This window comes from Amycolatopsis tucumanensis, assembly GCF_021654135.1.
Classification (GTDB): domain Bacteria; phylum Actinomycetota; class Actinomycetes; order Mycobacteriales; family Pseudonocardiaceae; genus Amycolatopsis_E; species Amycolatopsis_E tucumanensis.
On the sequence record NZ_JAKGSD010000088.1, the window covers coordinates 1 to 23,661 of the forward strand.

General features: G+C 74.2%; 27 protein-coding genes. 11 read left to right on the forward strand and 16 right to left on the reverse strand.

The window, feature by feature from the left end; all coding sequences use genetic code 11:
* A partial coding sequence (locus tag L2C96_RS42120; RefSeq protein WP_504905418.1) for a hydroxymethylglutaryl-coenzyme A reductase family protein occupies positions 1–574 on the reverse strand: 574 nt, incomplete at its 3' end.
* Between the two features lie 100 nt (positions 575–674).
* A complete protein-coding gene (locus tag L2C96_RS42125) occupies positions 675–2,483 on the reverse strand; it encodes a helix-turn-helix domain-containing protein (protein ID WP_237340049.1) in 1,809 nt (602 codons plus the stop codon).
* Positions 2,484–2,809: 326 nt separating this feature from the next.
* Between L2C96_RS42125 and L2C96_RS42130 the strand changes: the two genes are divergently transcribed.
* Positions 2,810–3,187 carry an STAS domain-containing protein gene (locus tag L2C96_RS42130; protein ID WP_237340050.1) on the forward strand — a complete coding sequence of 126 codons (378 nt, stop codon included), beginning with the start codon at positions 2,810–2,812 and terminating at the stop codon, positions 3,185–3,187.
* On the opposite strand, the gene L2C96_RS42135 is transcribed toward L2C96_RS42130, so the two are convergent.
* The 3 genes from L2C96_RS42135 to L2C96_RS42145 form a co-directional block, all read right to left on the reverse strand.
* Positions 3,171–3,464 carry a hypothetical protein gene (locus L2C96_RS42135; RefSeq protein ID WP_020423414.1) on the reverse strand — a complete coding sequence of 98 codons (294 nt, stop codon included), beginning with the start codon at positions 3,462–3,464 and terminating at the stop codon, positions 3,171–3,173. The genes L2C96_RS42130 and L2C96_RS42135 overlap by 17 nt on opposite strands.
* Before the next feature lie 132 nt (positions 3,465–3,596).
* The gene (locus L2C96_RS42140) at positions 3,597–4,010 is read right to left on the reverse strand and encodes a hypothetical protein (protein WP_237340051.1); all 414 of its coding nucleotides are present in this window, start codon (positions 4,008–4,010) and stop codon (positions 3,597–3,599) included.
* A 2-nt stretch (positions 4,011–4,012) separates the two neighbouring features.
* Positions 4,013–4,306 carry a helix-turn-helix domain-containing protein gene (locus L2C96_RS42145; RefSeq protein ID WP_237340069.1) on the reverse strand — a complete coding sequence of 98 codons (294 nt, stop codon included), beginning with the start codon at positions 4,304–4,306 and terminating at the stop codon, positions 4,013–4,015.
* Positions 4,307–4,428: 122 nt separating this feature from the next.
* Between L2C96_RS42145 and L2C96_RS42150 the strand changes: the two genes are divergently transcribed.
* Positions 4,429–4,863 (forward strand): DUF6292 family protein, encoded by a 435-nt coding sequence (locus L2C96_RS42150; RefSeq protein ID WP_237340052.1) that lies wholly within the window; start codon positions 4,429–4,431, stop codon positions 4,861–4,863.
* A gap of 149 nt (positions 4,864–5,012) precedes the next feature.
* Positions 5,013–6,017, forward strand: coding sequence for an LLM class flavin-dependent oxidoreductase (locus L2C96_RS42155; protein WP_237340053.1), 1,005 nt, complete (start codon positions 5,013–5,015; stop codon positions 6,015–6,017).
* A 7-nt stretch (positions 6,018–6,024) separates the two neighbouring features.
* Here the strand turns inward: L2C96_RS42155 and L2C96_RS42160 are convergent, their stop codons facing one another.
* On the reverse strand, positions 6,025–6,909 hold the full coding sequence (locus L2C96_RS42160) for a LysR family transcriptional regulator (protein WP_237340054.1): 885 nt from the start codon (positions 6,907–6,909) through the stop codon (positions 6,025–6,027).
* A 124-nt stretch (positions 6,910–7,033) separates the two neighbouring features.
* Here L2C96_RS42160 and L2C96_RS42165 point away from each other — a divergent pair, with 124 nt between their 5' ends.
* Positions 7,034–7,876, forward strand: a complete 843-nt coding sequence (locus tag L2C96_RS42165; RefSeq protein ID WP_237340055.1) for an LLM class flavin-dependent oxidoreductase — start codon at positions 7,034–7,036, stop codon at positions 7,874–7,876.
* Here L2C96_RS42165 and L2C96_RS42170 read toward each other — a convergent pair.
* The gene (locus tag L2C96_RS42170; RefSeq protein WP_237340056.1) at positions 7,864–8,088 is read right to left on the reverse strand and encodes a hypothetical protein; all 225 of its coding nucleotides are present in this window, start codon (positions 8,086–8,088) and stop codon (positions 7,864–7,866) included. The genes L2C96_RS42165 and L2C96_RS42170 overlap by 13 nt on opposite strands.
* A 58-nt stretch (positions 8,089–8,146) precedes the next feature.
* On the opposite strand from L2C96_RS42170, the gene L2C96_RS42175 reads away from it, so the two are divergent.
* Together L2C96_RS42175 and L2C96_RS42180 are read left to right on the forward strand one after the other, a co-directional pair.
* Positions 8,147–9,112 carry an AraC family transcriptional regulator gene (locus L2C96_RS42175; protein WP_237340057.1) on the forward strand — a complete coding sequence of 322 codons (966 nt, stop codon included), beginning with the start codon at positions 8,147–8,149 and terminating at the stop codon, positions 9,110–9,112.
* Positions 9,113–9,306: 194 nt separating this feature from the next.
* Complete coding sequence (locus L2C96_RS42180; RefSeq protein WP_237340058.1) at positions 9,307–10,722, forward strand: MFS transporter; 1,416 nt, start codon at positions 9,307–9,309, stop codon at positions 10,720–10,722.
* On the opposite strand, the gene L2C96_RS42185 is transcribed toward L2C96_RS42180, so the two are convergent.
* Genes L2C96_RS42185 through L2C96_RS42195 form a run of 3 tightly spaced genes read right to left on the reverse strand, consistent with a single transcriptional unit; the run spans position 10,709 to position 14,548 of the window.
* Positions 10,709–11,323, reverse strand: coding sequence for an ABC transporter ATP-binding protein (locus L2C96_RS42185; RefSeq protein WP_237340059.1), 615 nt, complete (start codon positions 11,321–11,323; stop codon positions 10,709–10,711). The genes L2C96_RS42180 and L2C96_RS42185 overlap by 14 nt on opposite strands.
* Positions 11,317–11,994 (reverse strand): ABC transporter ATP-binding protein, encoded by a 678-nt coding sequence (locus L2C96_RS42190; protein ID WP_020423426.1) that lies wholly within the window; start codon positions 11,992–11,994, stop codon positions 11,317–11,319. Before L2C96_RS42190 ends, L2C96_RS42185 begins: the two co-directional genes overlap by 7 nt.
* The gene (locus L2C96_RS42195) at positions 11,981–14,548 is read right to left on the reverse strand and encodes an ABC transporter permease (RefSeq protein WP_237340060.1); all 2,568 of its coding nucleotides are present in this window, start codon (positions 14,546–14,548) and stop codon (positions 11,981–11,983) included. The genes L2C96_RS42190 and L2C96_RS42195 overlap by 14 nt, the downstream gene beginning before the upstream one ends.
* A 53-nt stretch (positions 14,549–14,601) precedes the next feature.
* On the opposite strand from L2C96_RS42195, the gene L2C96_RS42200 reads away from it, so the two are divergent.
* Complete coding sequence (locus L2C96_RS42200; RefSeq protein ID WP_237340061.1) at positions 14,602–15,126, forward strand: MOSC domain-containing protein; 525 nt, start codon at positions 14,602–14,604, stop codon at positions 15,124–15,126.
* Positions 15,127–16,000: 874 nt separating this feature from the next.
* Here the strand turns inward: L2C96_RS42200 and L2C96_RS42205 are convergent.
* Both L2C96_RS42205 and L2C96_RS42210 read right to left on the reverse strand, forming a co-directional pair.
* The gene (locus tag L2C96_RS42205; protein WP_237340062.1) at positions 16,001–16,522 is read right to left on the reverse strand and encodes a MarR family winged helix-turn-helix transcriptional regulator; all 522 of its coding nucleotides are present in this window, start codon (positions 16,520–16,522) and stop codon (positions 16,001–16,003) included.
* Positions 16,515–16,871 carry a hypothetical protein gene (locus tag L2C96_RS42210; protein ID WP_237340063.1) on the reverse strand — a complete coding sequence of 119 codons (357 nt, stop codon included), beginning with the start codon at positions 16,869–16,871 and terminating at the stop codon, positions 16,515–16,517. Before L2C96_RS42210 ends, L2C96_RS42205 begins: the two co-directional genes overlap by 8 nt.
* Positions 16,872–17,153: 282 nt before the next feature.
* Here L2C96_RS42210 and L2C96_RS42215 point away from each other — a divergent pair, with 282 nt between their 5' ends.
* Complete coding sequence (locus L2C96_RS42215; protein WP_237340064.1) at positions 17,154–17,669, forward strand: MFS transporter; 516 nt, start codon at positions 17,154–17,156, stop codon at positions 17,667–17,669.
* 398 nt (positions 17,670–18,067) lie between these two features.
* Here L2C96_RS42215 and L2C96_RS42220 read toward each other — a convergent pair whose 3' ends face one another.
* On the reverse strand, positions 18,068–18,931 hold the full coding sequence (locus L2C96_RS42220) for an SAM-dependent methyltransferase (RefSeq protein WP_237340065.1): 864 nt from the start codon (positions 18,929–18,931) through the stop codon (positions 18,068–18,070).
* A 375-nt stretch (positions 18,932–19,306) separates the two neighbouring features.
* Positions 19,307–20,479 (reverse strand): alpha/beta hydrolase, encoded by a 1,173-nt coding sequence (locus tag L2C96_RS42225; RefSeq protein ID WP_020423500.1) that lies wholly within the window; start codon positions 20,477–20,479, stop codon positions 19,307–19,309.
* A 104-nt stretch (positions 20,480–20,583) separates the two neighbouring features.
* Here L2C96_RS42225 and L2C96_RS42230 point away from each other — a divergent pair, with 104 nt between their 5' ends.
* Complete coding sequence (locus L2C96_RS42230) at positions 20,584–21,411, forward strand: class I SAM-dependent methyltransferase (protein WP_237340066.1); 828 nt, start codon at positions 20,584–20,586, stop codon at positions 21,409–21,411.
* A 139-nt stretch (positions 21,412–21,550) separates the two neighbouring features.
* Positions 21,551–21,826, forward strand: coding sequence for a DUF1905 domain-containing protein (locus tag L2C96_RS42235; RefSeq protein ID WP_017983372.1), 276 nt, complete (start codon positions 21,551–21,553; stop codon positions 21,824–21,826).
* On the opposite strand, the gene arsM is transcribed toward L2C96_RS42235, so the two are convergent.
* A complete protein-coding gene (gene arsM, locus L2C96_RS42240; RefSeq protein ID WP_237340067.1) occupies positions 21,807–22,529 on the reverse strand; it encodes an arsenite methyltransferase in 723 nt (240 codons plus the stop codon). The genes L2C96_RS42235 and arsM overlap by 20 nt on opposite strands.
* Positions 22,530–22,654: 125 nt before the next feature.
* Between arsM and L2C96_RS42245 the strand changes: the two genes are divergently transcribed.
* The gene (locus L2C96_RS42245; protein ID WP_020423503.1) at positions 22,655–23,050 is read left to right on the forward strand and encodes a DUF6010 family protein; all 396 of its coding nucleotides are present in this window, start codon (positions 22,655–22,657) and stop codon (positions 23,048–23,050) included.
* Here L2C96_RS42245 and L2C96_RS42250 read toward each other — a convergent pair.
* Positions 23,016–23,450 (reverse strand): hypothetical protein, encoded by a 435-nt coding sequence (locus L2C96_RS42250; protein ID WP_237340068.1) that lies wholly within the window; start codon positions 23,448–23,450, stop codon positions 23,016–23,018. The two genes, L2C96_RS42245 and L2C96_RS42250, sit on opposite strands and share 35 nt — an antisense overlap.
* Positions 23,451–23,661 lie beyond the last annotated feature (211 nt).

The window sequence follows — 23,661 nt, forward strand, 5'->3', positions numbered from 1 at the left end:
TGGTGTTCACGGCGTTGGCGCCCATCGCGTCGCGGACGTCGACCTGCAGGTGCGCGACGACGTAGGTGCCGGCGCGGGAGTGCACCAGCCGCACCGCGACGTCCCGGACGCCGCCGCCGAACTCGACGAGCTTCTCGTCCTGCGCGTTGGCCAGCTCGACCAGCTCGTCGCGGGCCTCCAGCAGGCGGACGCGGCCGGCCTCGGGGTCGGCGACGCCGACGATCTGCACCTGCGCCTGCATGATCGGCGCGGTCGAGGAGGTCCGGAACCCGCCATGCACGCGGGCGATCTTGGCGGCGTTGCTCGCGGCGGCGACCACGGAGGCCTCCTCGGTGGCCATCGGGACCAGCACCTCGGCGCCGTTGACCACGAAGTTCGTCGCCACCCCCAGCGGCACGCCGAGGATGCCGACGACGTTCTCGATCATGTGGTCGGCCGCGCTCGCGTCGAGCCCCCGCGCGGGGTCGAACGCCGCGATCCGCGCCGGGTCGAGCCCGGCCGCCTCGGCGACGGACTTGCGCCGGGCCTCGACGGGGAGGTCCCGGAGTCCCTGGATACGACTGGTGCGCGCCATAGCGCCCCTTCCACTTCCGTGTGGCTGCGTGACGACCCAGGACGCTAGCTCCACGCCCGGGCAGCGGGAATGGACCGACCGTCCACTCCGAGGGGTGCACCTATGGACGTTCGGCAAGGCGGGCGAGCCGGACGGCGACGGTGAGCCGGAACAGCCGGTCGGGCTCCTGCCAGCCCTCCCCCAGCAGCTCGCCGGCGCGTTCCAGCCGCTGCAGCACGGTGTTCTTGTGCACGTGCAGGGCGCGGCCGGTGGCGACCGGGCTCATCCGGTTGTCCAGATAGGCGGCGAGGGTGGGCAACAGGGTGCCGGCGTGCTCGGCGTCCCAGTCCAGGACCGGTCCGAGGACCCGGCGCACGAACGCGGCGACGCGCTCCTCGCCGGGGCCGAACAGCGCCGTGTAGGGCAGGTACTCGTCGGTGGTGACGGCCGCGTCGGACAGGCCGAGCGCGGGCAGGACGCGCACGCACGCGGCGGCTTGTTCGACGGGTTCACGCAGGTCGTCCCCGGCGACGGCGCCCACGGCCAGCACCGGGGCGGCCAGCGACCGGGCGACGGCGGCGTGCACGGTCCGCGCCGCGGCGGCGGGGTCCTCGCCCGCGGTCAGGACGACGACGTGGTCGGCGTGCTCACCGATCAGGTCACCGGTGCCGCGCAGGGCACGGGCCGCCTGGCGGCGCAGGTCGGCGGGGACCGCGACGACCACGAGCGAGCGCAGGGCCGCCAGCCGGATGCCGCGGGCGCGAGCCCGCGCGGCGGCGCCCGCGCGGCGGTCCGCGTCGGCCGAGAGCAGGTCGGCGAGCAGGTCCCCGCGCACGCGCTGCTCCGCCTCGGCCAGGGCGTCCTGCTTGAGGCTGAGCAGGGCGGTGATCTGCGCGGCGCGCTCGGCGGTGCGGAACTCGACGGGCCCGAACTCGACGGCCCCCTGCTCCAGCAGCAGCGCGCCGAGCAACGTCGGCCCCGCCACGACGGCGACCGCGAAGGTGTGATCGCCCGCCGGGACGCACCGCCCGCTGCGCCGGCTCTGCTCGACGGCCGCCCGCACGCCGCCGTCCAGGTGACCGGTGTCGAGCAGCGTGACGCGGCAGCGCAGCGCCCGGCCGAGCGCCCCGGCCACCTCGGTCGCGTCACCGCCCTGGAGGACGAGCGCGGTGAGGTCGCCGTGCACCTCGCTCGCGCGTTCCATCGCCTCCACGTGGCGGGCCAGCTCACCGTAGGCGCGGCGGGTTTCCTCGGCGGCGGCGTTGGCGCGGGCCAGCAGCCGGGCGGTCTGCAGCACGACGGCCGCATGGTCGGCGAACGCGGACAGCAGCGAGATCTCCTCGGGGGAGAACGCGTGCTCGACGCGGTTGGCGGCGAACAGCACGCCGATGACCTCGTCCCCGGCCAGCAGCGGGACCCCGAGCAGCGAGACGAGTCCCTCCGCGGCGACGGTCTCGTCGATGCGGTCGTCGTGCGGCGCCTGGGTCATCGCGTCGTACCGCGCGGTCCAGCACGGGCGGCGGCTCTCGACCACCTGGCTGGCCAGGCCCATCCCCGGCGGAACACGCAGGCCGGGGAACGACGGCGCGACCGTGCCGAGCGTCGTGCGCACCCGCAGCTCCCGGCTGCCGACGTCGAACTCCGACAGGTAGGTGACGTCGGTGCCGACGAGGTCGTGAGCGCGTTCGACCAGCCGGGCCAGCAGCTCGTCGACGTCGCGCAGCTCGGCCAGCTCCCTGGCGGAGGAGAACAGGGCGGCGAGCTCCTGCCCGCGGCGGCGGAGGCGGTCCGAGGTCGCGCGCAGCCGCCGGACGCCGGACGTGATCCGCTCGGCGTCGGCGGGGTCGAGGCCGTCCAGCAGCGGCGCGACGTCGGTGTCCTGCTCGGCGGCTTCGAGAAGGCCGACGACGGCGGCGACGGACAGGCTCATGGATCACCTCGTGGACCGGACGACCACCTTGGGACGGTGGGGGTGGACCCACCGTACATGCGCCTGAGTCCGCTTTGGACTCGGCACCGGGGCCGCTCGACCATTGCGGCAAGGGTGCGGTCATTTCCTTCCTGCACACGCATGTCGCCGGGCAAGTGCGCCCGGATTCGCCTGCCTGGCAAGGAAAACAACGACGCCGGACCGGGCTCGCACGAATGGCGCGTGGAGTTACCCCATTGATCACGCGGCAAACGCGGTCGCGCGCCGATCGCACGGCGGTGTAAATGGCTGCTGCCGGATCGCGGATTCTTATGCATGATGGGCGAATGGCACCACCCAGCGACCGCCCGCAGACGGAACCCGCGCCCGCGCACGCCATGACGGTTTCGGCCGAGCACCGGGGACGGGACGTCGTGCTCACCGCGACGGGCGAACTGGACATCTCGACGCTGCCCAAGCTCCGCGGGCTGATCCGGCTCGCGCTCGTGGATCAGCCGCGCCTGCTGGTGCTGGATTTGTCGGAACTGCGGTTCATCAGCTCCAGTGGGCTGGGCCTGCTGGCCGGCACGCACCGGGAGGCCGCGCCGGCGGAGTTGCGGGTGGTGGCGGGAACCGAGGTGCGGCGGGTCATGGCGTTCACGGACCTGCTGGAGTTCCTGAACGTCTACAGCACGATGGAGGAGGCGCTCACGGACGCGGATTGACGCGCACCCAGCGGCGGGCGCCGGACCGCCCGCCCGCGGCCGCCACGCAACGCCGGCAGGGCACTATCCGGTGCGCCGAGGTGTCGGCGAGCCACAGCGTGTCGATCCAGAGCACGTGGGGGAAGCGGCCCAGGCGGGCGCGGTGCAGGGAGAGGCCGCAGAGGGTCTGGTTCGTGCCGGGCAGCCAGGCGTGGGCGTCCGCGCCCGGCTGGCGCACGCCGTCCTCGTCGGTCCAGGTGCTGGAAGCCGCCGTGGCGGGCGGCGCTTTCGTCGCCATCCGCTGGAGCTACCCGCGGTGGGTGCGGATCAACCGCCGCCCGCGCGGACGCCGACGGCGGCGGCACCGGCGCACGTCCTCCGCACCGTCGCCTTGGCTTGCCGCGCGTTCTTCGCCCACCACCGCGCCGGCTCAGACGCCGACCACCTCGGGCACCTCAGCCTGCGCCTGCGGCTCCGCGGCCGGCGGGACCTCCGCGTCGAACCGGCTGAACTCGAACCGCACGTCGCTGCGGTCGGGGCCGCACGGGACGGCCGTGATGATCCCCGCGGTGTCCACCGCCGCCAGCTGGGCCAGCAGCCGCGCCAGGCGGTCCGGCGCGCCGGCCACCTCCTGGTCCGTCTGCACCAGCGTGCGGTGCAGGTTGGTCACCCCCCAGCCGTCCGCACTCCCGCTGCCCGTCGGCACCGGCAGCGCCACCGTCAGCAGCCAGCGGCCCGGCTTGCCGGACAGGGACGGGGTGCGATGGTTGGAGATCCCGATGACCTGATCGGCCCGGACCAGCCCGTCGCCAGGGGTGCGGATCCAGACGTTCTCCAGCGCCATCCTCAATCCTCCCGTTCGGTCTCCGTGAACTCCGTCTGCTCGCCCAGCCTGCGCCGCAGATCCGCGTTCTCGGCACGCGACGCGGCCAGCTCGTCCTCCAGCCGGACGATCCGCTCCGCGGCCGCCAGGGTCATCCCGTCGTCGAACAGCTCGCGGACCCGCGCGGCCAGCCGCAGCTGGCGGCGCGAATAGCGGCGGTGGCCGCCGGACGAGCGGTGCGCCTGGACGACCTCGGCGGCGTCGAGGCTGCGCAGGAACGCGGGCTGCACGTCCAGCGCGTCTGCCGCCTGCCCCATCGTCCAGGCGGGGTAGTCCTCGTCATCCAGCTTGTCTACAGCCACCTACCGAGTCTATCTGCTTCGCTCAATTGACTCAATCTCCAGTCTTGACTATAGATATTCGCGGGAGGTGAGAGCAGGTGTTCCCGAACCCGGGTCTCGACCCGCAGAGCAAACCGGCGCGGGGCCTGCGCCGGTACATCGGACTGGTCGAGGAGGAACTCGGCCTGAGCGGGCACGGCTCTTTCGTGCAACTGGACGCGCCGCTGAGCGCCTACCTCGCGATCGACGGGCACGTGCCCGCGTTCCCGGACCGCGACGTGGCCCTGCTGTGGGACGAGCGCTACGGCTGGTCCCTGGCGGTGGAGGCCCGCTGCGGCGAGGACCTGCTGGTGCTGGCCTACCTGGGCGGCCAGGTGGCGCCCGCGCCGCGGGTGGTGGCCGCCTTCGTGCGGCGCGCGCTGGCCGGCGAGGCGGTGGGCACGCCGGAGCCGGAGGCGCTCGCGGCGCCCGATCTGCACGACGAGCTGGGCGCGTACGCGCCGGTGGCCGAGGAGCTGCTCGCCGCGGGCTAGGTTCTGTTTCCCAAGCGGCGGAGCCGGGCCGCTACCCGCACCGCCACGCAAGCCACTTCCGAAACACGGGCTAGCTCCGGCATGTGGGACGACCGCCGTCCGCCCGGGGTCCGGTGCCAGAATCGTGATCACGGACCCCGGGAGGACGCGTGTCACGACCGCTGCGGAAGCTGGGCTTCCTCACCATCGGCCTGTTCGAGGAGGCCGACCCGCGCGCCGGCCACGAAAGCACGCTGGACATCATCGAGCTGGGCGAGCGGCTCGGTTTCGACAGCGCCTGGGTGCGGCACCGGCACCTGCAGTTCGGCATCTCCTCGCCGGTCGCGGTCCTCGCGGCCGCCTCGCAGCGCACACGGCGCATCGAGCTGGGCGCCGCGGTCATCCCGATGGGCTGGGAGAACCCGCTCCGCCTCGCCGAGGACCTCGCCACCGTCGACATCCTCTCCGGCGGCCGCCTCAACCCCGGCCTGTCGGTCGGCCCGCCGATGCACTGGGACCAGGTCAAGGACGCGCTCTACCCGGACACCGCGGACGCCGAGGACTTCAGCCACCAGCGCGTCCGCCGCCTCCTGGACGCGGTCCGCGGCGAGCCCGTCACCGGCTTCCGCGGCACCGAGGGCTTCGAGGTCTTCTCCGACCGCGTCCAGCCGCACTCCCCCGGCCTGGGCCGCCGCCTCTGGTACGGCGCGGGCAGCCTCGGCTCGGCGCGCTGGGCGGGCGAGAACGGGATGAACCTGCTGACCAGCAGCGTCGTCAAGGCCGAGGAGTCGGTGGACTTCGCCGAGATCCAGCTCTCCCACATCCGGATCTTCCGCGCCCACCACCCGGACGGCGACCGCGCCCGCGTGTCGCAGGGCCTGGTGGTCATCCCGACCGACTCGGCCACCGCCGAACAGCGCGCGAAGTACGCCGAGTACGCGGCCAAGCGCACGCCGCGGACCACCGCTCCGCAGGGCCCGGCGCGGATGATGTTCGCCCCCGACCTGGTCGGCACGTCCGCCGAGATCGCCGAGCGGCTGCACGCGCACGCCGCGTTCCGGGAGGTCGACGAGGTCGCCTTCGCGCTGCCGTTCACCTTCGAGCACGCCGACTACGTGCAGATCCTGACCGACATCGCGACCAAGCTCGGGCCGGAACTCGGCTGGTCCGCGTGACAGGCCTTCACGCGCCGGTGAGCTGAGCCTGCGCGATCCGGCGGAACTCGGCGACGAGACGGCTCCGGTCGTCCGCGCGGGTGGCCAGCACGACGTGGCTCGGTTCGACGTCCTCCAGCGGGACTGTGGTGAGGTCCGCGCGCAGGCCTGTCAGCCCGGCGCCGGCCGGCACGATGGCGATGGCCTCGCCGCCCGCGACCAGCTCGACCTTGTCCTCGACCGTGCCGATCACCGGCCCGTCCGGTGCCGGCCTGCCGCCGGGCCGCGGGTCGACCCGCCAGAAGGCGTTCCACTCCGCGTCACCCGGCACGCGCGGCAGCGGTTCGTCGGCGATGTCGTCGAGCCGCACCGACTCCTTGCCCGCCAGGCGGTGGTCGCGCGGCAGCAACACCACCCGCGGCTCGTCGTGGAGGACGGTCACCCGCAGCCCGCCGGTCGGGAACGGCAGCCGCGCCACGACCGCGTCCACCCGGTGGTCGAGCAGCGCCGCGGGCACCTCGTGGAAGCCCACGTGCCGGGTGCGCACCTCCGCGTCCGGATGACGGCGCCGCATCTCACGCACGGCCGGCGTGACCAGGACGTTCACGGCGTGCCCGATGGTGATCCGGGCGGGCCGGGCGGCGGCGCGGGTGCGGCCGGCGGCCTGGGCGGCCGAGCGCAGCAGGTCCTTCGCCAGCGGCAGGAAGACCTCACCTGCCTCGGTGAGCCGGGTGCCGCGCGGGCCGCGGTCCAGCAGGCGGGCGCCCAGCTGCCGTTCGAGGCCGCGGATCTGGCGGCTCAGCGAGGGCTGGGTGACGTGCAGGTCCGCCGCGGCGCGGCCGAAGTGGCCGTGCTCGGCCACGGCCACGAAGTACCGCACCAGTCGCAGGTCCAGGTCGGCGTGTTCGGCCATCGTCCCAAGCTACCTGCGGTGATGCCCGGAACGCATCGCCGGATGCGGAACAGGCGTTGGACCGGCCGGGAGCGGCGGCAGCACGGTGGGAGCAACGGTCACCTGTTCGCAAGGAGTGGTTTTCGTGGAGATCCCATCGCTGGGCCGGGTCGGGGTGTACCTGCCGGTCCCGTTCACCGATCCGCCCGCGCCGCGCGAGCTGCCCGCGGCCGCCGCCCGGCTGGCGGACGCCGGCTACGGCACGATCTGGACCAATGAGTTCCCCGGCAAGGACGCGCTGGTGCAACTGGCCGTGCTGCTGGAGGCCACCGAGCGGGTCGTGTTCGGCACCGGGGTGGCCAACATCTGGACCCGGGACGCGCGGACGGCCGCGGCCGCCGCGGAGTTCCTGCACCGGGCCCACCCCGGGCGGCTCGTGCTCGGGCTGGGCGTCGGCTACCCGCAGCAAGCGGCCGAGACCGGCCGCGAGTACGGCGACCCGCTGACCACGATGCGCGACTACGTGGACCGGATGGGCCCCGCGGAGTACCCGCGCGTGCTGGCCGCCAACGGGCCGAAGATGCTGGCACTGGCCGGGGAGGTCGCCGACGGCGCGATGCCCGCCATGCTGCCGCCCGAGGCGACCGCGCTGGCCCGGCGCGTGCTCGGGCCGGGCAAGCTGCTGGTCGCCGCGCTGGCCGTGATGCCCGGCGCGAGCCGTGCGGAAGCCGTCGCGCGGGTGACGGGCACGCTCGGGCAGCCGTGGTTCGCCCGCGCCGTCGCCCGGGCGGGCTATCCCGCCGACGCCGACCGGCTGGTGGACGCGGTCGTGGCCTACGGCGAACTGGACGCGATCGCGGTGAAGGTGCGCGAGCACCTGACCGCCGGGGCGGACCACGTCGTGCTGCTGCCCCAGTCCGGGAGCGACTTCGCCACCGACGTGGAGGTGCTGGCGCGCCTCGCGCCGGCGGCCGGTCAGCCCGTCTGATCGCGGGCGCACGCGTCGTCCGCCGGGGAGCCGTCGTCGGCGTGGACGGCTTCCCGCACCCGCAGTTTCATCCGCGACCTCGACTCGACGACGGTCTTCACCGCGACCACGTCCCGGCACCGCCGGCACGGCTCCTCCCGCCGCTCGAAGACCACCGCCACGCCGTCGATCGAAACCCGGGCCGCGTGGACACGGCTATCCGTTTCCGGCACGAATTCCATCCGCTTGCGGCAGGAGGCACACTGGTGGGTTCCGGCAAGGAGGTCTGCCGTGGGCAACGGACACGTCACCTTCACCACCACCGATCCGGACGAGGCGCGGGACACGCTCACCCGGCTGTACCTGCCCCTCGAACTGCTGCCGGAGCGGGGCGAACTGGCGATGCGGCTGGACGCGACCGCGCACACCGCGCTCACGATCGGGTTGATCAGCTTCGGGCCGCGGGTCCGCGTGCGGAGCCCGCCGAACGCGCACTACCACGTCGTGCTCCCGCTGGCCGGGCGGGCGCGCTACTGCTCGGGCGGTGGGCCGGCGGTGGTCAGCGAGCCCGGCACGGCGACGGTGTTCGCGCCCGAGGCGCCTGCGGAACTGGACTGGGCACCGGCGACCGAGCAGCTGTGCGTGATGCTCGACGGGCGGGAGGTCGAGCGCGAACTGCGGCAGCTGCTCGGCCGCGACCCCGGCCCGCGGCTGACCTTCGCCGCGCGGATGGACCTGAGCCGTGGCCCGGCGCGCACCTGGGTCGAGGCGCTGATGCTGCTGACCAGGGCCGCCCGGCAGGACAGCGAGCTGCTGAGCCACCCGCTCGCGGCGCGCCGGCTGGAGCAGATCGTGCTCGACGCGCTGCTGACCGGGCAGCCGCACAACTACAGCGACCAGCTGACCACCGGCGCCGCGTCGCCCGGCCGGTCGGCGGTGCGCTGCGCGGTGGACCTGGTGCAGGCGTACCCGGACCGGGAGTGGACCACAGGGCGGCTCGCCGCCGCGGTGTCGGTGTCGGCGCGGGCGCTGACCAACGGGTTCCGCGCCGAGACCGGGATGACGCCGATGGCATACCTGCAGAACGTGCGGCTGGACCGGGCGCACCAGGACCTGCTGGACACGGACCCGTCCCGGACGACCGTCACGCACGTCGCGGGACGCTGGGGATTCACCCACCTCAGCCGGTTCGCGGCCGCCTACCGCGCCCGGTACGAGGAGCCGCCGTCACTCACGCTGCGGCGCCGCACGCGGTGAGTGGCCCTTCGGACGGCGGCCAGGCCGGCGGCTTCCCACTCAGAAGCCACCCGCGCCGGACCGTCGCGATCATCGGCGCCGCTGATGGCGCCCCTCAGCACAAGTGATTTCCCCTTCCGCCGGGCAGCACCGAGACTTCCACGACAGTGGTGCCGGTCAGCGGAGACCGGCACGCGAGTCCCCCGGAGAAGCCTGTGCCGGACCGTGTCCTGCCCTCCTCGCCCGGCGCCACCGCCGACAACGCCCCAGACCCCACCGCTGACAAGGCCCCAAGCCTCACCACCGGCAACGCCCCAAGCCCCACCGCTGACAAGGCCCCAAGCCTCACCACCGGCAACGCCCCAAGCCCCACCACTGACAAGGCCCCAAGCCTCACCACCGGCAACGCCCCAAGCCCCACCACCGACAACGCCCCAAGCCCCACCACCGACAACGCCCCAAGCCCCACCGCCGGGATCGCCCTCGACCCCGCCACCGGGCGGCCCGCCGGCCGCGCCCAGGCTCTCGTCCTGCTGTTCGCCAGCTGCCTGTCCGTCCTGGGCTCGGTGCTGCTCGCGCCCGTGCTGCCCAGCATCCAGCAGGCGTTCGCCGGCACGCCCGGCGTCGCGGCGCTCACCCCGGTCCTGCTGACCGTGCCCGCGCTCGTCATCGGTCTCACCGCGACCGTCGCCGGGCGGATCGTGGATCGCTTGGGCCGCAAGCGTCTCCTGGTCGGCGCGCTGGTCGTCTACGCGGTCGTCGGCACCGCGCCGCTGTGGCTGGACTCGCTGCACCTCATCCTGGCCAGCCGGATCCTCGTCGGCCTCACCGAGGCCGCGATCATGACGTGCTGCACCACGCTGCTCGCCGACTACTTCGCCGGCCCGCTCCGCAACCGATACTTCGGGCTGCAGACCGTGTTCACCACCGTGGCCGCGACGGTCTTCCTCGCCGTCGGCGGGCTGCTCGGCGCGCACAGCTGGCGGACCCCGTTCTGGCTGTACGCGGTGAGCCTGCCGTTGGCGTTCCTCGCCGCGCGCCACATCTGGCAGCCCCGGCGGACCACCGCCGCCGCGCTGCCGCCGCTGCCGTGGCGCCGCCTGCTCACGCCGGTGGGGGTCACGCTCATCGGCGGTCTGGTGTTCTACGTGCTGATCGTCGAGCTGTCCTACGTGCTCGACGGGATCGGCGTGAAGTCCAGCAGCACCATCGGTTTCGTGAGCGCGATCGCCTCGCTCGCGACGGCCGTCGCGGCGTGGTCGTTCGCGAAGGTGGCGCGGTTCGGGCCGCGGGTGACCATCCCGGCCGCCTTCGTCCTTTCCGGACTCGGCGTCCTCGGGCTGGGCCTGGCCCAGTCGCTGCCGGTCGCGGTCGCCGGCGCCGTGGTGGCCGGACTGGGCAACGGTTTGCTGCTGCCCGCGCTGCTGACTTGGGCGCTGGGATCGCTGACGTTCGAGCAGCGTGGCCGCGGCACCGGGGTGTGGACCTCGGCGATGTTCATCGGCCAGTTCGTCTGCCCGCTGGTGGTTCTGGGACTGTCGGGTGTCCTCACCGGACTGTCGTCGGCACTGCTGGTGGTCGGCGCGGTGGCGGTGCTCGTCGCGGGCGGGACGCGGTTCATCCGCGCGTGACCGCGTCCGCGCCGAGCCGGATCTCTCGGTCCGCGCGGGACACCACGGCCGGGTCGTGGCTGGCGATCAGCACCGCCGCGCCACGGTCCGCCGCGGCCCGCAGCAGGCCGAGCACGAGATCGGCCCGTCGGTGGTCCTGGTGCGAAGTGGGCTCGTCGGCGATCACCAGCGCCGGGGAGGCGACCAGCGCCCTGGCCACCGCCACCCGCTGCTGCTCGCCGCGGGACACCTCGCCGGGACGCCGCTCGGCGAGGTGCCCCAGCTCCAGCGCCTCCAGCAGCTCCCCACCACCGGGACCGCCGCGGGCCAGCGCGAGGTTGTCGGCGAGCGTCAGCTCCTCGAACAGGCTGATCGACTGCGGCACGAAACCCAGGTCCTGCCAGGACATCCGCTCCACCGGCAGGTCCGGCAGCGGCGGGTGCGGCACCACCTCGCCGCCGTCCGGGGTCTCCCAGCCGCCGGCGATCATCAGCAGCGTGCTCTTGCCCGACCCGGACGGCCCGGTCAGCACGACCAGCTCCCCCGCCACGAGTTCGACGTCGACGGGCCGCAGCGCCGGCGTGCCGTCGTAGCTCTTGTGCACCCCACGCAGGCTCAGCACGAGACCTCCCCCAGCCTGCCGTCCACCAGCTCCACCACCCGGTCCGCCACCCGGCTCACCTCCGGATCGTGCGTGGCGAGCAGGATCGCCTGCCCGCGGTCGGCCAGTAGCCGCAACGCTTCCACGACCCGCCCGGCCGAGTCGCGGTCCAGCTGCGCGGTCGGCTCGTCGGCGATCACCACCGCCGGTTCACCAGCCGCGGCGAAGGCCAGCGCGACCCGCTGCTGCTCGCCGCCGGACAGCCGCCGGGGCACGTGACCGGTGCGGTGCCCCAAACCCAGCACCCCGACCAGCTCGGCGCTCGTGTCCCGGCCACGCAGGCGAGCCGCGAGCGCCAGGTGCTCGGCGACGGTGAGGTAGTCGAGCAGGTTGTCCGCCGGGTCCTGGAACACGTAGCCCACCCGCGTGCGGCGCACCGCTCGGCGAGCCCGCGCGGACAACGCGGTGACCTCGGTGCCGTCGATCCACACGCGACCGTCCTCCGGCCGTTCCAGGCAGGCCAGGATCTTCAGCAGCGTCGACTTGCCGGAGCCGGAGGGCCCGACCACCGCCGTGATCGCCCCGCGCGGCACCGTCAGCGCCACGCCGGACAAGGCGTGCACGGTCTCGCCCCGCGTCGGGTAGTCGTAGGCGACGCCTTCGCACCACAACGCCCGGTCATCGCGCGTCACGCAGCACCTCCGCCGGCCGGGCGCGGGACACCGCGCGTTGTGCCGCGCCCGCCGCGAGCGCGGTGGTGACGGCCGCCGCGGCCGCCAGCCCGGCGGCCAGCCCCCACGGCGGGCTCAGCAGCGTGCCGGGCAGGGTCGAGGGGTTGACGTCGAAGGCCCCGGCGGTGAGGCCGACCGCCACCACGGCGAGCACGAGTCCCGCAACGAACCCGGCCAGCAGCAGCCCGCCCACCTCGAAGCACAGCGCGCGCCAGTGATCGGCCGGTGTCACCGACATCCGTCGCAAGAGGACGTACGCGCTGCGCCGCGCGCGGGCCTTCGCCGTCAGGTAGAGCAGCAACCCGACCACGATGATGGCCCCGCACAGCAGCGACACCGCCGCGAGGAAGCCGAACGTGTAGGTGATCGGCGAGTACACCCCGGCCGCGGTCACGTTCGCCGCCTCCGCGTAGGTGCGCACCGGCAGCCCGGACGCCTCGGCCAGGATCTCGTCCGGGTCCCCGCGCACCCACAGTTGCGGCCGGGTCACCAGCCCGAGCCCGTCCAGGACGTCCTGGCGCACCACGAGCAGCGGGTTGCCCGACTTCTTGCCCGGCAGCTGCGGAACCGCCACCACGGTCAGCGGCACGGTCCGCCCGCCGATGTCCACTGTGGACATGCCGTGCGCGCGGTTCAGACCGGCCAGCAACGCGACCGGCTCGCCGCGCGCGAGCCGTCCCAGCAGCTCGTCCAGCGACGGGCCGGGCAGCGCGGGATCCCAGAACGCGGCCCGGCCGAACGTCGCCGGGTCGACACCGAGCACCTCGACCGTGCTGCCTGCGACGCGGGCGTTTCCGTAGGCGGACACCAGGCTCGCCCGGTCCGCGAGCGCGGGCGGCACCGGCGCGCGGGTCTCCAGCGAGAACACCACGTCCGTGCCGACGATCAGCTGGCCCTCCGCGTGCAGGGTGCGGTCCACCGAGCCGGTCACCGACGCCCCGTACACGGCGAGCGCGACCGGCACCGCGGTCGCGCCGGTCAGCACGGCCGCCGCCACCGGCCCGGCCAGCACGCGGCGGCTGGCCAGGAACCAGCCCGGGCGTTGCGGACCACCCCGCGCCCGCGCCCGGGACAGCAGCCACCGCACGGCCCGCGCCGCCGCGATCGCGAGGGCGATCACCAGCAGGATCGGCGCCACCACCAGCCGGGGCGGCACGCGCGCCACGGTGCCGGCCGCTCCGCCCGCCCCCGCCTGGACGTCGTCGCCGAGCAGGAACCAGCTCGCCACTGCCGCCGCCAGCGGCAGGAGTTCCCACGGCACCCACCGCGCGCGGCGCGCCCGCACCGGCGGCACGTCGAACAGGTGCGCCGCCCGCCGCGCGGCGACCAGCGCGACCGCGCCGAGCGTCACTCCGAACGCGCCGGCGACCGCCCAGATCGAGCCGTGCACGGCGGCCGGCGTGAACAGGCCGCTCGGCCCCGCCGAGGCGACCAGGGCCCGCGCCGCGAACCAGCCGCCGGCCACCCCGGCGGCGACGACGAGCGCGACTTCGAGCACGGCCTTCCCGGCGAGCGCGGCCGGGCCGACGCCGCGCGCGGACAACACGGTCAGCTCGGCCCGGCGCCGGTCCACCCAGAACCCGCCCGCCGCCCCGGCCACGACGAGCCCGGCGAGCGTGGCGGCCGCGGCGAGGGGCACGACCGTGCCGGCGAGCGCGCGGACGACGAGGTTCGCGCGGTCGGTCATCGCGGGCAGGTTCGAGACGAACTGGACTCGGTCCGGGTACCGGTCCACGGCCTGGTTGGTGTCGTCGCGCAGCCGTTGCAGGCCGTCCAGGACGGGCACGGCGTTCGCGGTGGTGAGGCCGTCCGCGTCGAGCGGCAGTTCGATCGTGGTGCCGATCTGGACTCCGCTGCCTCCCGCCGCGCCGAGGAAGTCCTCCCGCGACAGGAGCGCGAGCGGGTAGATCGGGGTCTCGCCGAGCGGTTTGCCGCGGTACAGCTCGGCGAGGCTGCACCAGTACGGCTGGTCGGGGTCGGACCGCAGGTCCCGGTACACCGCCGCGACGGGGAGCGTGACGGTGCGGCCGGCCGTGGTGACCGGGACGCGGTCACCGGCGCGGATCCCCTTCTCGGCGGCGAACCCGTCGGGCAGCCACACGCCGGGGCCGCGGCCGCCGTCGAGGACGCGCACGTGGTCGGCGAACCCGGTGCGGGCGACCAGGTTCACCTTGTTGCGGCCCAGCTCGCCCTGCTGCAAGAGAGTGGTCACGGGTGCGGACAGCCGTGGCACGCGGCCGCCCTCGGTGGTGAGCGCCCGCTCGCGCACGTCGAGGAGTCCGGGATTGTCCAGTCGCAGCGCCGAACTCACGTGCGCGCCGGTGTAGGCCGGGCAGGCGTCGGCGACCTGGCTCTGCAGGGCGGCGTTGCCCGCGGCGGACAGGAACAACGCGGCGGCGGCCGCGGGCAGCGCGACGAGGAACGCCGCAGCCGCCACGGCCACCGCGACGGACGGCCGGCGCAGCAGCATCCACGGCGCGCGCGACCACGGCGACGGCAACCCCCAGTGGTTCACCAGCGCAGTCTCGCACGGCGGGCGGGCCTGGTCGATCAAGTATTCTGGCGCGGGTGCGCGTCGAGATCGTCGCGCTCGTCGTGTCGCCGGTCCACGCCTACGAGGGCCGCCCGGCCGACGGGCCCCGCCCCGAGCCGGGTGCGGTGGCGCGCGAGTCGGTGACGGTGCGCGCCGGGCTGGGGCTGGTCGGGGACAGGTACTTCAACCACCCGGCGCATCGCGAAGCGGCGGTGACCGTGTTCGCGGCCGAGGCGCTCGACGCCCTCGGCTTGACCTCGCCCGATCCGGTGCGGGCCCGGCGGAACATCGTGTTGCGTGGCTTCGACGTCGACACGCTCGCCCGCACGCGGACGACGCCCGGAGCGGTGTTCAGCCTCGACAGCGGCGCGGGTCCCGTGCGGTTCCAGGCGCACCGCCCCGCGCACCCGTGTGCGTGGATGGACGTCGCGTTCGCGCCCGGCGCTTTCCGCGGTTTGCGCGGCCACGGCGGGGTCCGGTGCGTCCCCTTGGACGACGGGGTCCTTCGGGTGGGTGCGGCCGAACTGCTGATTTTGACGGAGCGACCGGAATTGGCGTGATGGGTGAGCACGGGCTGTCCGCGTAGTGTCACAACCGCACACCGGTTGTATACAACGTGCATGACGCGCGCGGCACCGCCAACGGCAGCGGCGCTTCAGGCCGCTCCGCGCGCCCCGGAACCTCCGCGCCAGGCGCCCGGTCGGCAGCACCCGCTCCCCGGCACCGCCCCACCGGGCCGCGATACGCAGCGCCCACCCGCCCGCCCTCCTTGCGGCGACTCGCAGCGGCAGTCCACGGGCCGTAGCCCTCCGGCGACACCACCCACCCGACGACGGCGCAGCACCAAGCCGCGAATCGTGGCACCCCACCTCGGACCGAGCTCTCAGCGCCCGCTCTGCGAGCCACTGAACCTCCGCACCACGGCGCCCGATCGGCGGCGCGCTCCGCGCCGCAGCCCACCGCGCCCCGATACGCAACGCCCACCCGCGCGCCCTACGCCCCGCCTTGCGGCAACTCACAGCGCCCGCCCACGGGCCGTAGCACCACCCACCCGGCGGCACCACCAACCCGGCGGGCACCACCCACCCGGCGGCACCACCCACCCGGCCGCGACACGCGCCACCCACCTGCCCGTGCGATCCCGACGTCGCGGCGCCAGCCCCCGGACCGGCACCACCCGCCCGGCTGCCCCAGCGCCAGCCGCAGATCGTGGCACCGCCCGCCTCACACCGGCTCGCATCGCCCCGTTCCGCGCCGCGGCACCACCCGCCCGGCCGCGCGTGGCATCAATCAGCGGGCGGCAGCTTGCAGCGCCCGGGTCGCCGGGCTCTGACCTCCCACCTGCCAGCTCCGCCTGGCACCTCCGCCTGGCCGCAGCATCTTCCCGACCCCCGCTGGTGCCACCACACGCCGCAAGCGAACCCCACCCGCCGGTCATCCACCTCCCGGGCGGCACTTGCGCCATCCCTCGTGGACCGGGCACTTCCGGCACACCGAGCGGTCACACAGGCGGCACAGCTCGGCCAGGGTCTGCTCGCTGCGGGCCTCCGGGCCGAGCAGCGCCTCCGCCACCGCGGCGAGCTGCGCGCGTTGCTCGCCGGACAGGCGCTCTACCAGGCGGTCGAGCACGGCCTGCCGCGCGGCCAGCGCATCCGCCGCCCGGCGTTCGCCCTCCGGGGTGAGCCTCAGCGGGCGCCTGCGGCCTTCGCTCTCGCGCGTGATCCAGCCTTGCTCGGTCAGCCGCCGGACCAGGTGCGCCGTGCCGGGCTGGGAGATGTGCAGGACCCCCGCTAGCCAGTCCGCCGTCCGGCCCGGCTGGTCCTTGATGGCGATCAGCGCCTCCCCCAGCGCTCCACCGGCGCCGACAGCCTCGGTGACCGCGTCCCGCACCGCGCTGGCCACCAGCAGCGACATCGCGCCGAGCAGGTTTGCGCTCCGCTGTTCCGGCTCATTCATAAGTTATGAATGTACGCGCCCTGGTGCTGATCGGCTGCCTGAACCTCGCCCAGCTGCCCATCGCGATGCGGCCACTGCTGGTGACGCTCACCGGCGTCGAGGCCACCGGCAGCTTCACCGCCGCGGGCCTGGCGGGCGCGGCGGCGGCCATCGGCACCGCGGTCGCCGCTCCCCTGTGGGCTCGCGCGCTGCCGGTCTCGGGCGACCGGCGGGTCCTCGTGCTGTCCGGCGCGTTGTTCACCGCGGCCCAGCTCGCGCTCGCCGGCACCCACGGGCCGGCCCTGTTCACCGGGCTCGCCGCGGCCTCGGGACTGGCCACCCCGCCGGTGTCGGCGAGCCTGCGCGCCATGCTCCCCCGCCTCGGGAGACCGCAGCTGACCAGGGCGTACGCGGTCAACTCGGTCGCGCTGGAAACGATTTACATCGGCGGCCCGCTGTGGGTGAGCGGCTGGGTGGCGCTGGCCGGGCCAACGGCGGCGCTGGCCGTCACGACGCTGGCCGGGCGTCGCGGGGCTGGTCGTCGGGGTCGTGCTGGTGCCCGTGTTCGAGCGTGCCCGGCCGCGGCGCGGTGGCCTGTTGAGCGACCCCGCCGTGCACACGCTCGGCGCGGCCTACCTCGCGTACTGGGTGCATGGGGGCGATGTGGGTGCTGGTGCCGGCGTTCGCCGAGCACGAGGGTGCCGCCGGGCAGTCGGGGTTGCTGGTCGCGGTGTGGTCGGCGGGCAGCCTCGCGGGCGGGGTGGCGCTGGCGGCCCGGCCGCCGCGTAGTGCTCAGCGGAACACCTACACCGCGCTGCTGGGCGCTCTAGCGCTGACGTCGCTCCCGCTGGCGTTGCCGGGCAGTGTCGGGGTGATGGCCGTCGTGATCGCCGTGTTCGGGCTGGCGCTGGCGCCGTGGCTCGCGGTGCACGACCAGCTCGTGGCGGGCGTCGGCGAGGACCGCAGCGGCGCTGTACGGCTGGCTGACGACGCTGGGCCAGATCGGCAGCGCCGCGGGCTCCGCGGTGGCCGGGCCGGTCGGCGACCGCTACGGCGGCGGCCCGGCGTTCCTCCTGGTCAGCGGGGCGCTGGTGATCGCGCTGGCGGTGGCCGCGACAAGGCGGCGCACCCTGCCGGATGTGGGCGCCTTGCGGTGAGCGGGAGCTGACGGAGACGCCGCGCGAAGTCGCCCAGGCCGCCGCCGAGCGCGCCCGAGCCGCGGGAAGGCACGCGCCCAGCACCCCCGGGCACAGCCGAAACCCTGGCTACAGCGGTGGTCCAGCCGAGCACTCGGCGCGGGAGGCGCGAGCCGGGCAGGCAGCGCGAGCCGGGCGGGCGGCGCGAGCCGGGCGGGCGCCTCGGGAGGCGCCAGCCGGGCAGGCAGCGCGCGCCGAGCAGGCGGCGCGGCAGGCGCGGGCGGCGCGAGCCGGGCGGGCAGCTCGAGCGGCGCGAGCGAGGCGGGCGCCTCGGGCGAGGCGGGCGCCTCGGGCGAGGCGGGCGCCTCGGGAGGCGCCAGCCGAGCAGGCAGCGCGAGCCGAGCAGGCGGCGCGGCAGGCGCGCGGAGCGTCAGACCTTCCGGCCGACCCCGGCCCACACCACCGAGTCGTTGGGCTCGTCGAACTCGATCTGGGGCGCGTTTTCGCCGTTCTCCTCCGGGTGCCAGAGCGGCGTCCAGGTCGCGCCGGGCTCCACCATCTCCAGGTCGCCGAACAGCGCTTCGATCTCCCGGCGCGGCCGCCAGATCACCGGCGTCGCCGTGGCGTCGTACATCTTGCCGAACTCGGCCATCTCCTTGGCGCGGCTCTCCGGCACCCCGTCGGCCGTGCCGTGCGACAGCACCAGGTACGAGCCGGGCGCGAGCAGCTCCCGGTAGCGCGCCACCGCCGCCGGGCCGATGTCCGTGCCGTCCGGGCCGGGCTGGGTGACGTGCAGGACCGCGATCAGCATCAGCGCGACCGGCTGCGAGAAGTCGATGACGCCCTTGTCGGCGATCTTGTTCCACAGCAGGTCCGGGTCGCGCAGGTCGGCCTGGATCACCGCGTGCCGCTCGAGGTCGCCCTCCTTCTCCAGCAGCATCTGCGAGTGCGCGACGGCCACCGGCTCGTTGTCGATGTAGACCACGCGCGTGGTGGTGTCCAGCTCGTCGGCGACCTGGTGCGTGCTGCCCATCGTGGGCACGCCCGAACCGATGTCGATGAACTGCCGGACGCCCTGCTTGACCAGGTACCGCACGGCCCGGTGCAGGAACAGCCGGTTCGACTTCGCCGCGGGGCGCACGAACGGGAACCGCTCCAGCGCCTTCTCCGCGAACACACGGTCGACCGCGTAGTTGGCCTTGCCACCGAGGTAGTAGTCGTACACCCGGGCCACGTTCGGGTGGTCCAGGTCGACGCCTTCCATCGGGAACTGCTCGAACCGGGACTTCGCCATTCCTGCCTGCTTTCCGCCTGCGGAGATCAACGGGGATAGCGCGAATACTAGCGGTCGCCGCGAAGGCCCGGCGGGGAACCGCCCATCCCAACCGATGGGTGCCGATTCCGCAGGTCGCGCCCGCCGCGGGACTCCCCCGTTCAGGTGGTCCCACTGCGCCGTCTCCCCTGCAGGCGCTGCACCTGGCGCACTCGACCGCGAGCAGAGCGCGGCGGGGCCGTCAGCGGCCCCCCGACTTATCTGGAAAGCGCTTTCCAGGAAACTCGCGCGAGCGCTGACGGTCCGTCTAATTTGGACAGAAGGTTGCCCGTGGACCGGGTTGCGCGTACGTGCCCGGCGAGCGTGGACCATTTGGCGGACACCGGCACCGCGTTGTCAGCTGCCGAGGAAGGCGTCCAGTTCGTCGAGGAATTCCGGCCACGCGGGCTCGTGCTCGGTGAGGATGTGGTTGCGGCTGTCCAGGAAGCACAGCCTGCTGTCCGGGATCAGCGCGGCCAGCTCCTGCGCCTGCGCCTTCGGCACCCGCAGGTCGCCGCGCGAGTGCAGGATCAGCGTCGGGCAGCGCACGGACGGCGCGATCGCGGACACGTCGATGTGGGCGAAGACGTCCAGGAAGCGCACCACGTTGTCGTTGGAGGTGGTGGCGCGCTGCAGGTCGTTGAAGGCGTCCCACAGCTCGCGGCTCGCGTCCGGGAGGAACTGGCTCGCGAACACCTGGCGGAACGTCGGGTCGTCGTGCCGCCAGCCGATCCGGCCGAGGACGAGGTCGAGTTCGGCCTCCTCCTTCTCCTCCGGGGTGGCGGCGCGGGCGAACCGGCCGCGGCTGTAGGCGCCGGCGAGCACGAGCCGGGACACGCGCTCCGGGTGCCGCACGGCGTAGGCGATCGCGACCGCGCCGCCCTGCGAGATGCCCAGCAGCGGGAACCGGTCCAGCCCCACCCCGTCGACGACCAGCTCCAGGTCGTCGACCCAGTCGTCGAACCGGAACTCGCCGATGTCCCAGTCGGACAGTCCGCAGCCGCGCTCGTCGTAGCGCACCAGGGTGTGCCGCCGGGCGAGGCCGTCGAGCCAGTGCGCCCAGATCGGGCTCGTCCACTCCAGGTCGAGGTGGGTCAGCCAGTTGGCCGCTTTGACCAGCGGCGGCCCGCACCCGGACACGGCGTAGGCCACGCGGACGCCATCCGGTGAGCGGCAGTAGCGGATCTGCTGCGGGGCGCGGGTGCGCGGCGGGACGCCGCCGTTCTCCCGGACGTCGGCGACGAAGCGGTAGCCGACGCCGTGCACGGTCGCGACGATGCGCTGCCGCTCGCCGCTGTCGCCGATCGCGCGGCGCAGCGCCTTGACCCGGCTGGTGAGGGCGGACTCGCTGACGTGCCGGTAGCCCCACACGGAGTCGAGCAGCTCGGTCTTGCCGACCACGCGGTCGCGGTGCCGGATCAGGTGCGTCAGCAGGGCGAACACCTGCGGCTCGACGTGGACCGGCTCCCCGCGGCGGCGCAGCTCGAACCGCTGGGGGTCGACCTCGCAGTCCTCGAACTCGTACACCACGGCCCCCTCGCCACGGAATCTCCACATCATCCCCACGATTCCGCCAAGTCACCAGACCCCCTGACGGGTCACCCTGAACCGGACACATCCGGCAGGAGGACGCCATGACCACCACCGAGACCCCGTACCTGCTCGGCAACGAGCCCGACGAGCTGCGCCGCCTGGAGGAGCAGGCCGCCGCGCTGGCGCCCGCGACCAGGGCGATCCTGGCGCTGGCCGGCATCGAGCCCGGCATGCGCGTGCTGGACCTGGGGACCGGCGCGGGGGACGTGGCCTTCGAGCTGTCCAGGGTGGTCGGGCCGTCCGGGTCCGTCGTCGGCATCGACCAGTCGTCGAAGGCGCTGCGCTGGGCGGCGAGCCGGTGCGAGGCGCAGGGGCTGCGCAACGTCTCGTTCGTGCACGACGACCTGCACGAGATGCGGCTGACCGGCCAGGTGGACGCGGTGGTCGGGCGGCTGGTGCTGCTGTACACGCCGGATCCGGCCGCGGTGCTGCGGAAGTTCGCCGGGTACGTGCGGCCGGGCGGCGTCGTGGTGTCGATGGAGTACGAGATGAGCGTCGCAGGGCTGCTGCCGGCCACGCCGCTGAGCGAGCGGGTGACGCATTGGATCATGGCGGCGTTTGCCCGGTCCGGCCTCGACCCGAGCCTCGGCGCGCGGCTGGGCGCGGTGTTCGCGGACGCGGGCCTGAGCGGCGCGACGGTGCTGGGGCTGCAGGCGTACCGCCCGCCGGGCGACCCGACCGGCAGCCGGATGGCGGCGGGCATCATCCGGACCCTGCTGCCCGTGCTGACGCGCACCGGGCTGGCCACGCCGGAGGAGGTCGGCATCGACACGCTCGGGCAGCGCTTCTTCGAGGACCACGTGAACAGCGGGGCGACCTTCCGGCCGCCGACGCTGGTCGGGGCCTGGGCGCGGGTCGCGGGACGCTGACCGCCCGGGGCGACGGCCGCCGGGGGTGCCGGGTGCTGGGGGCAGCACCCGGCGCCCCTGGCGGCCGGCACGTGTCGAGAAGCGGGCGAGGTGCCTCGACGTTCCGGGTGACAATGGCACCGCACCCGAGGAGGACGTCATGCCGGCACTGGACAAGGAGTTCGAGGCGACCCTGCTGAAGAGCGAGGCGAAGGGCGGCTGGACCTACGTCGTGATGCCCGGGTCCGCCGAGTACTTCGGCACGCGCGGGCTGGTGAAGATCCGCGGCACCATCGACGGCCACCCGTTCCGCAGCTCGTTCATGGCGCTGGGCGACGGCACGCACAAGCTGCCGGTGAAGGCCGACGTGCGCCGCGCGATCGGCAAGGACGCCGGCGACACCGTGCGGATCCGCCTCACCGAACGGCTCGGCTGACCGGTTTGACGGCCCGCACGATCGCCGAGTGCATGCCGTCGGCAACCGGGTGGCTCGGCGTCACCTCGATGCCGGTGAAGCCGGCCGCGGCGAGGCCGGCCCGGTACTCGGCGAAGGTGAGCGCTCCGGCGATGCACTCCGTGTAGGAGCCGCGTTCCGCGCGCTCGGCGGGCGTCAGGTGGTCCTCGGCGACGACGTCGCTGATGCCGATCCGCCCGCCGGGCCGCAGCACGCGGAACACCTCCGCGAACACCGCGGGTTTGTCGACGGACAGGTTGACCACGCAGTTGGAGATGACGACGTCGACGCTGTCCGCGGGCAGCGGGACGGACTCGATGTGCCCCTTCCGGAACTCGACGTTGGCCGCGCCGGCGCGCTCCGCGTTGGCGGTGGCCAGCGCGAGCATCTCGTCGGTCATGTCGAGCCCGATCACCCGGCCGGACGGCCCGACCCGGCGGGCCGACAGCAGCACGTCGATCCCGCCGCCGGACCCCAGGTCCAGCACCGTCTCGCCGGCATGGAGGTCGGCCACGGCGAGGGGGTTGCCGCAACCGAGGCTCGCCCGGACCGCGTCCGCCGGAAGCGCGGCCCGTTCGGCGTCGTCGTACCCGCAGCCGCACGATTCGCCGCAGCATCCGCCGGCCACCGAAAGCGCTGCCGCGGCGTAGCGCTCCCGAACCTGTTCCCGCACGTCCTCGCGCATGCCGTCACGCTACCTCGATGGATGTCGAATTAGAAGGTTGTCGAATCAGGGCTGGCGAGAATCCGTCGGAACGTGGCACTCCAGCCACTACTGCGCGGGGGCGCGGGGACCTAGTTTCGGGTGCCATGATCGTCATCGCGCTGCTCATCGGCGCCGCCTACGTCGTGGTCAACTCCTTCATCCCGGAGGCGCACCGCCGCCGGTTCAACGCGGTGTTCGTCGCCGGCGCCGGCGCCGCCTACCTGAGCGGGGGCGGGCTCGGGATCTGGGAGTTCGCCTTCACCGCGGCCGCCACCTACGTCGCCTACCGCGGACTGGAGTCGTGGACGTTCATCGGCATCGCCTGGCTGATGCACACCGCGTGGGACGTGGTGCACCACCTGCGCGGGGAGCCGATCGTGCCGTTCGCGGAGCACTCATCGCTCGGGTGCGCGATCTGCGACCCGGTGATCGCGATCTGGTGCTTCGCCGGCGGCCGCCCGGTCCTCAGCGTGCTCCGGAACCGGCTGGTGCGGTCCTGACCCGGTGCTTCGTGTCCTTCCGGCGGGTCTGCACGAGCGCCATCAACGCGCAGCCGAAGAGCCAGGCCCCGTACGAGCCGAGCGGGACGCTCGCGTTGCGGGGCAAGGAATGCAGCACGAGTTCGGTGAGCACGATGACGAACGAGACGACGCAGCCCAGCGTCAGGCAGGTGATGGACGCCGGGCTGCGGGCGAGCAGCAGCCCGGCGCCGGCGAGCGACAGGGTCATGCCCGCGCCGTACAGGAGGGCCATGAACGCCAGGGGGATCGGGTCGTCCGCCGCGGGGAGGAGCACCACCGCCGCGGCGAACCGCAGCAGGCACAGAAAACCCGCGCCGAAGCCGAACACGACCGCGAAGACGGTCGAGACCCTGCTCGCGCCGTACGGTTTCGCTGCCACCGCTACCTCCCTCTGGCTGGGGATTCGACGGTAGGTGGTGGGGTTGCAGGGCGGGTGGGTGTTGGCAGGAAGCGGTCAGGGGCGGTGGGTCGGGCGCCGCGCGGCCTTGCGGCGAGCATTCGCAGAACACAGGGGGATAGGCCCGCGGCAGCGCCGCGGCGGGGCGGGGCGGCCGCGCGGCAGCGCCGCGGCGGGGCGGGGCGGCGGCGCG

What these genes read in the sequence shown, in the direction of transcription:
- L2C96_RS42205 (WP_237340062.1), bottom strand. Translation starts at nt 16,522, where the DNA reads ATGAATGAGCCGGAACAGCGGAGCGCAAACCTGCTCGGCGCGATGTCG.
- L2C96_RS42215 (WP_237340064.1), top strand. Translation starts at nt 17,154, where the DNA reads ATGGGGGCGATGTGGGTGCTGGTGCCGGCGTTCGCCGAGCACGAGGGT.
- L2C96_RS42135 (WP_020423414.1), bottom strand. Translation starts at nt 3,464, where the DNA reads ATGGCGACGAAAGCGCCGCCCGCCACGGCGGCTTCCAGCACCTGGACC.
- L2C96_RS42160 (WP_237340054.1), bottom strand. Translation starts at nt 6,909, where the DNA reads ATGGCCGAACACGCCGACCTGGACCTGCGACTGGTGCGGTACTTCGTG.
- arsM (WP_237340067.1), bottom strand. Translation starts at nt 22,529, where the DNA reads ATGCGCGAGGACGTGCGGGAACAGGTTCGGGAGCGCTACGCCGCGGCA.
- L2C96_RS42140 (WP_237340051.1), bottom strand. Translation starts at nt 4,010, where the DNA reads ATGGCGCTGGAGAACGTCTGGATCCGCACCCCTGGCGACGGGCTGGTC.
- L2C96_RS42125 (WP_237340049.1), bottom strand. Translation starts at nt 2,483, where the DNA reads ATGAGCCTGTCCGTCGCCGCCGTCGTCGGCCTTCTCGAAGCCGCCGAG.
- L2C96_RS42245 (WP_020423503.1), top strand. Translation starts at nt 22,655, where the DNA reads ATGATCGTCATCGCGCTGCTCATCGGCGCCGCCTACGTCGTGGTCAAC.
- L2C96_RS42145 (WP_237340069.1), bottom strand. Translation starts at nt 4,306, where the DNA reads ATGGGGCAGGCGGCAGACGCGCTGGACGTGCAGCCCGCGTTCCTGCGC.
- L2C96_RS42220 (WP_237340065.1), bottom strand. Translation starts at nt 18,931, where the DNA reads ATGGCGAAGTCCCGGTTCGAGCAGTTCCCGATGGAAGGCGTCGACCTG.
- L2C96_RS42210 (WP_237340063.1), bottom strand. Translation starts at nt 16,871, where the DNA reads ATGGCGCGCAGGCTCGCCGACACCGGCGGGGTGGCCAGTCCCGAGGCC.
- L2C96_RS42230 (WP_237340066.1), top strand. Translation starts at nt 20,584, where the DNA reads ATGACCACCACCGAGACCCCGTACCTGCTCGGCAACGAGCCCGACGAG.
- L2C96_RS42235 (WP_017983372.1), top strand. Translation starts at nt 21,551, where the DNA reads ATGCCGGCACTGGACAAGGAGTTCGAGGCGACCCTGCTGAAGAGCGAG.
- L2C96_RS42130 (WP_237340050.1), top strand. Translation starts at nt 2,810, where the DNA reads ATGGCACCACCCAGCGACCGCCCGCAGACGGAACCCGCGCCCGCGCAC.